Here is a 6,851-nt window from a genome sequence, read left to right on the forward strand (position 1 = left end):
TAGCAAATTTGCTAGGCTTTATATATTAGTCATTAAATCTAACTGTATTTGAAAATCTAGATTTAAGATCATTTAATTTATTAGAGTAAGCTTCACTTTGTTTTTGGTACATTAAAGTTTTTTCTATTTCATTTTTAACTTCTTCGTACTCAGATTCTCCACCTTTTTGAATATCTTCTAATTTTATTAAGTGATATCCAAATTGAGTTTTAACAGGACCTGCTACTTCTCCTTTATTCATATTAAATACTGCTTCTTCAAATTCAGGAACCATTTGTCCTCTAGGGAAAGATCCTAAATCTCCGCCAGCATCCTTAGATGGGCAAGTAGAGTGGCTAGATGCTGCATCTTCGAAACTTATTTCATTAGCTTTTATTTTATTAAGTAATTCACCAGCTAAATCTTCAGAATCTACTAATATATGTTTAGCAGAAGCTGTTTCTGATTTATTGAATTTAGACTTATTAGCTTCAAAGAAAGCTTTCTTTTCTTCTTCAGTTAATTTTATTTCAGATAAAACTTTGTTTATAGCATATTGCTTTAACATGTTTTCTTCTATTTTTTTCATTTCAGTTTTAAATTCTTCATCATTATGTAATTGATTTTCTTTAGCTTCTATGTAGAATAACTCTTGGTTAACTAAGTCTTCTAATAATTGTTTTTTTCCTTCTTCTGTGTTAAAATGCATAGCTTGATAAGGATCTAAGCTAGATAGTGCACTTTCAACATCATAATTAGTTATTTCTTTCTCGCCAACTGTAGCTAAAACTTTTTTTTCCATAGTAGTTAACTCCTTTATTTATATATTTCATTATTAATATTATCCTTTAAGATAAATAATATCAGAAAAGAATCTATATGTCTAATATTTCCAAAGATTAAATTATATATTTATATAATTAACAAATTAATTTATAATATATAATTTTTAAATATGCCTTAATACAACAAAGTGATTAAAATTAATAAAAGAGATGATAAAATACCAACAACACCTTCTTCTATTTTATATTTATAAACATGAAGACAAGAACAATAAAAATAAATAAGGACAAAAACTATTTTTAAATATAGCCAGATATAGCTTGTAGGAAATAATACAAAACTAAATAAAGTAGATATAAAAGCAAATAGAGTACTTATTCTATATAAAACTACTATACCTTTAGTATCATTATTTTTTCTATTAAAAAATAAGTATAAAGCCATAAATATTATAGATAAAGAACAATATGATATAAGTATAGTTATTTCTATAGATTTAATTGAAAGTGCAACCCATTTATACCAAATAATTGGCCAGAATAGAAGGGTTAAGACTTTAAAATAGTTATCAAAAAATTTATTATTAATCAATTGAGCCCCATCCTTTCTTAGTTATAAATTAAGTATGTTTATAAGTAAATTAAAACATATAAAGTTGTTAAATACTAGAATTAATATTCCTATATTAAAAAAATATATGAAATATTATAAAAAAATTAATATATATTAATAGACATTGATTTTTTTATAAAGATTATAAATATATAAACATTCAAACTTTAAAAATGGGGGGATTTAAATGTATAGATATTATACAAAAGGTGTATGTTCAAAATCTATATTAATGGATATACAAGGAGACATATTAAAAGATGTAGTATTTGAAGGCGGATGTTCAGGTAACGCAATAGGAATTAAGCATTTAGTAGAAGGGAAAAATATAGATGAAATAATAGAGATGCTTGAAGATATACCTTGTAAAAATAGAGGAACTTCATGCCCAGACCAATTAGCAAAAGCATTAAAAATATATAAAGAATATGCATATGAAGAACAAGAGTAATAAAAAAGCTTCTACTTTAATTGTAGAAGCTTTTTTATTATTATCTTGTAACTAAGACTGCTATTTTAGCATCAGGGTTATAACTTACTTGAACTAATTGATTTTTCTTTACGTTAACAAAATCTTCTCCACCGTAAGCAATTTCTAATTTAATAGGCATTTTTCCTTGTTTTATAATAGCAACATATTCATTTTTACCTTTTTTCTCAAGGTTTATTAAGTTACCTACGTAAGGTTTGAAGTTTTGGAACTTTTCACTAGCTCTTTTTATATAGAAGTAAGTTCCAACTGCAATTAATAAGTTTACTCCAAGAATAACTAAAGAGTTAACTTTTAATGAAATTCCTCCAATTAACACAATTAACATTAAAACAATAGGAGCTATCGCTTTTTTCATGATTAGTTTTCCCATTATTTCATTAGCTTTTTTCTCAGGTCCAGTCATTGTTTTTGATCTAGCAAAAGATTGCGCAAATTTGTCTTTAAAGCCCATATTAATCCTCCTAATCTTAATAAATATTTAGTTATAATAACATTATCTTGTTTGAAACTAAAAATTTACTACATTTATATTATGTACAAGTTTGGCATTAAAATTTATATCCAATCAAAGCAAAATATACTAATTATTTTATCATATAATTATAAAAAAGAAAATAAATGAAATTATAAAAAATTAACAAATCATATCAATTCTATAAATTGACTGGGATATTGTTTTTTGGTAGAATATGTTAGTTAAAATATAAATTTTACTATCAGTTTGCTAGATGGTAAGCAGGAGAAATTAGTATGGAAAAAGTCAAAATTCTTTCAAGTATTAAGTATAAATTTATCCTAATTTTATTAATTATTATTATGGTACCAATAATAATCTTTTCTACAATTCAAGTATATAGCAGTAAAAAAAATATTATAGAAAAAGTAAAAGAAGAAATACACTACCAAATAGACTTACTAGATAAAGTATTAGTAAAATATATGCTTACTATAGAGCAAAATATAAATTATCTACAAACTCAAATAGAATTAGATGATGATAAAGATTTAGAGAAGATTTTAAAAAAGAGTATGTATAATTTAAATAGAAATAGTGACAGTATTGAACATATATACTTAGCCCTTGAAGATGGAAAGATATACTTGGATAGTGATGCAAATTTACCGAAAGATTATAATCATATAAAAAGACCTTTTTATAAAGATGCTATTAAAAATAAAGATGAATCTGTACTTAGTTCTATTTATAAATGGAAAGATAAAAATGTAATTACATTAAGTAAAGCTATAAAGTATAAAGATGATATAAATGGAGTATTAGGGGTAGATATAAATATAGATAAAATATCCAAACTAGCTAAAGACGTTAGTAATAAAAAATATATGAATACATTAATATTAGACTCAAAAGGAAATATTATTAGTGATTCACATAATAAAGTTAAAGATATAAGTAGTATTAAATCTATTAATTATAATATGTATGATATAAATAAAATGGATAAATATAAAAATATAAAATTGGCTTTAAATGAAAATAATGATTATATTATAGATTATAAAGAAAGTAAAGTAAATGGAGTAAGTATTATTAAATTAGTAGATATAGATTATATAATAAATCAGTTTAATGAATCTATAAAAAATATAAGACTTATATTCCTTAGTATAATAATTTTAACTGTAGTTTTAATTATATTTTTATGTAATAAAGTGTGGTCACCAATGAAATATATAATAGAGATGGCTCAAAATATTAAAAATGGCAATTATGATGTAAAAAAAATATATAATAAAGAGAATGAATTTGGATTAATAGAAGATAGCTTATATAATATGTCTAATCAAGTAAAAAAAGTACAGAGCCAGTTAGAGATATTAGCATATACTGACACCTTATTACAGATAAATAATAAAAATAAATTTTTTAATAGGATAAATAACATACTAAAAAAAGAAGGTAAATACGGAAGTATATTAGTTATAGATATAAATAATTTTAAATTATTTAATGAAAAGTTTGGATATGGAAATGGAGATACATTTTTAAAGAAAATAGCTAAGTACTTATTAAGTATTACAGATAAAGAGAATCTATTTAGATATGGGGATGATGAATTTATCATACTTTTAGAAGAAAATAATAAATTTGATGCATTAGATATAGTAAGTAAAATACATGGACGGTTTGAGAAAACATGGAATGTAAATGAAATTAACTATACTATAAAAGTAACTATTTTAATAAGTGATTATAATTCGGATAATAATGACTTAGATTATATTTTAAGAAGCTTTGAATATGGAATGAAAGAAGCTAAATATAAAAATCAAAAAACTAATTATTTCGATTCTAAAGATACTAATATAAAAAGAAAGAAAAAGATAAAAAAAATTCTTGATATTGCAATTCAAAGTGATAAATTAAAAATTTACTATCAACCAATAATGACTATTAATGAAAATAAATATAATAAAATAGAATCCTTAATAAGGATAGTAGATGAAGAACTTGGATTTATTTCACCGATAGAATTTATTTGCATAGCTGAAGAAACAGGCCAGATATATGATCTAGGGTTATATATATTAGAAAAAGCATGTGAAAAAATTATAGAACTAGATAAGGAAAGTAAAAGTATAGATGCTATATCTATAAATATTTCTGTAGTACAATTTATGAATGAAAACTTTGAACAAGATGTAATTAAAATTATTGACAGATACAATATAGGGTACAGTAGATTAGTATTTGAAATAACTGAAAATATATTTATACATTCATATAATAGGGTTTTTGATATAATGAGTAGATTATCTAAAAAAGGAATAAGATTTGCAGTAGATGATTTTGGAACAGGATTCTCATCCTTAAGCTATATATTAAATCTTCCAATAGATATAATTAAAATTGATAAAAGTTTTATAGATAATATTATTCATAGTAAAAAAAATAAAGATGTGGTAGAACTTATAGTAACGATGTCTGAAAAATTAGGAATGAAAACTATTGTAGAAGGTGTTGAAAATGAAGAACAATTAGAAATACTACGAAACTTAGGGTGTAGTAATATTCAAGGGTATTACTTTAGTAAACCTATATCTAGTGATGAAATAAATAATTTATTATAAATAAAAGCAGACTTTGTTTAAAGTCTGCTTTTATTTAATTATTTTGTCGCAGCAATAACACTCATTTCTACTAATAAGCATTCTCTAGCCATCTTAGCTTCAACGCAAGCTCTAGCAGGCTTAAATCCTTCTGGTATCCATTCATCCCAAACAGAGTTCATATTAGCAAAATCATTATCTATGTCTTTTAAGTATATTGTAACAGATAGTATATGCTCTTTATCTGAATTATATTTGTTTAATAAATCTTCTATTTTAGCTAAAACTTGTGCAGTTTGTTCTTTAACATCACCTTCAGCATGAACTTGTCCAGATAAATAAACTGTATTATTGTGAACTACTGCCTTACTCATTCTTTGATTTCCTTCATATCTCTTTATTTCCATATTTCAAACCTCCAAAAATTTTTGACAATATAAATTATAATATAGATGTGTTTAATAATCTAGGATAAAAATTCAATTTATCAGACGAATATAGATAGAAAATTAAAATGATAAAAATGGTAATATGGAAAAAAATGTAACCATATAATATAATCAATTATAAAGGGCTAAAAGAAAATTTACTAGATGTAAATTAAAGGGGTGTCATAATTTATATATGGAAATAATAAGTGCAGTAGATTTATTTAAAATTAATCAGACGATATTAAAAAAAATAGATAAAGACTTAGTAAATCATGGAGAAGAGACTGCTTATATAGCTTATAAGATAGCGCAAAAATTGGGATATAGCAATGACAAGATAGATATAATAATAAGAGCTGCAATATTACATGATATAGGTGCATATAAAACAGAAGAAATTAAAAATCTTAAAAAATTTGAAATATCTAATACAGGCAGACATTCTATATATGGATATATTATTTTAAATAACAGTAAACTATTTAAAGAGATGTCAGAAGCTGTTTTATATCATCACCATTCTTATAAAAATAAAGATAAATTTGTAAAGGGAATTGAAATACCACAAGAGGCTTTCTTAATAGGATTAGCAGATAGAGTATCTATATTTTGTGGTTTATTAAACTATGATGAAAAAAGAATTATTGATGATTTAAAAAGGCTGAATAAGAGTATATTTAGACCTAGTCATATAGATGCTTTATTTAGATTAATAGAAAGTGAAGGCTTAATAAGTGATATAGTAAACTCTACATATAAATTAAAATTAAATAAAAGACTAGAGTCTATAAAAATTAATTTAGATAAGGCAAAGGAATACTTAATATTTTTACCTTTATCAATAGATTTTTTTAGCTTTGAAACTTCTATTCACACTGTTAGTGTATCCTCAATATCTAAAAAAATATGTGAAGAAATGAACTTAAATGAAGAATATAAAAATAAGATTGAAATAGGGGCATATTTACATGATTTAGGTAAAGTATGTACACCAAAACATATACTAGAAAAAGAAGGAAAATTAACAGAGGATGAATTTGAAATAATGAAGCAGCATGCAGTTTATTCAAGAGATATATTAGAAGAAGCTGGAATAAATAAAGAATTAATTAATTTAGCTTGTAATCACCATGAAAGATTAGATGGAAGTGGATATCCAAGGGGATTAAAAGAAGATGAACTAAGCATAGGTGATAGAGTTATAAGTATAAGTGATATATTCTGTGCATTAACGGAAAAGAGAATTTATAAAAATCCGTTCTCAAAAGATGAAGTATTAGACATACTTTACAGTATGTGTAATTCAAATTATATTGATAGAAATTTAGTAAAAATAGTAGACCATAATTATGAGAAATTCTTAGAGTGTATTGTTGAAAATAGAAATAATTATGAAAAAATATTAAATGATATGGTAAAAACATATAATTATATAGCAATCGAAATGGATTCATTATGTATATAATATAAGTGGAGAGTAA

General features: G+C 23.5%; 6 protein-coding genes. 3 read left to right on the forward strand and 3 right to left on the reverse strand.

The window, feature by feature from the left end; translation table 11 throughout:
* Positions 1-25 precede the first annotated feature (25 nt).
* Positions 26-781 carry a peptidylprolyl isomerase gene (locus tag JWF52_RS18485; protein WP_208334940.1) on the reverse strand — a complete coding sequence of 252 codons (756 nt, stop codon included), beginning with the start codon at positions 779-781 and terminating at the stop codon, positions 26-28.
* A 783-nt stretch (positions 782-1,564) separates the two neighbouring features.
* Here JWF52_RS18485 and JWF52_RS18490 point away from each other — a divergent pair.
* Positions 1,565-1,828, forward strand: coding sequence for a TIGR03905 family TSCPD domain-containing protein (locus JWF52_RS18490; protein ID WP_208334941.1), 264 nt, complete (start codon positions 1,565-1,567; stop codon positions 1,826-1,828).
* Positions 1,829-1,868: 40 nt separating this feature from the next.
* Here the strand turns inward: JWF52_RS18490 and JWF52_RS18495 are convergent, their stop codons facing one another.
* Positions 1,869-2,321, reverse strand: a complete 453-nt coding sequence (locus JWF52_RS18495) for a hypothetical protein (RefSeq protein WP_208334942.1) — start codon at positions 2,319-2,321, stop codon at positions 1,869-1,871.
* Positions 2,322-2,620: 299 nt separating this feature from the next.
* On the opposite strand from JWF52_RS18495, the gene JWF52_RS18500 reads away from it, so the two are divergent.
* The gene (locus JWF52_RS18500; RefSeq protein WP_208334943.1) at positions 2,621-4,960 is read left to right on the forward strand and encodes a bifunctional diguanylate cyclase/phosphodiesterase; all 2,340 of its coding nucleotides are present in this window, start codon (positions 2,621-2,623) and stop codon (positions 4,958-4,960) included.
* 38 nt (positions 4,961-4,998) lie between these two features.
* Here the strand turns inward: JWF52_RS18500 and JWF52_RS18505 are convergent, their stop codons facing one another.
* On the reverse strand, positions 4,999-5,346 hold the full coding sequence (locus tag JWF52_RS18505; RefSeq protein WP_208334944.1) for a RidA family protein: 348 nt from the start codon (positions 5,344-5,346) through the stop codon (positions 4,999-5,001).
* 217 nt (positions 5,347-5,563) lie between these two features.
* Between JWF52_RS18505 and JWF52_RS18510 the strand changes: the two genes are divergently transcribed.
* Positions 5,564-6,835 (forward strand): HD domain-containing phosphohydrolase, encoded by a 1,272-nt coding sequence (locus tag JWF52_RS18510; protein ID WP_208334945.1) that lies wholly within the window; start codon positions 5,564-5,566, stop codon positions 6,833-6,835.
* Positions 6,836-6,851: the final 16 nt, after the last annotated feature.

Origin of the sequence: Clostridium sp. CCUG 7971 (assembly GCF_017590215.1) — a bacterium.
In the GTDB taxonomy this organism is placed as follows: Bacteria; Bacillota; Clostridia; order Peptostreptococcales; family Peptostreptococcaceae; genus Faecalimicrobium.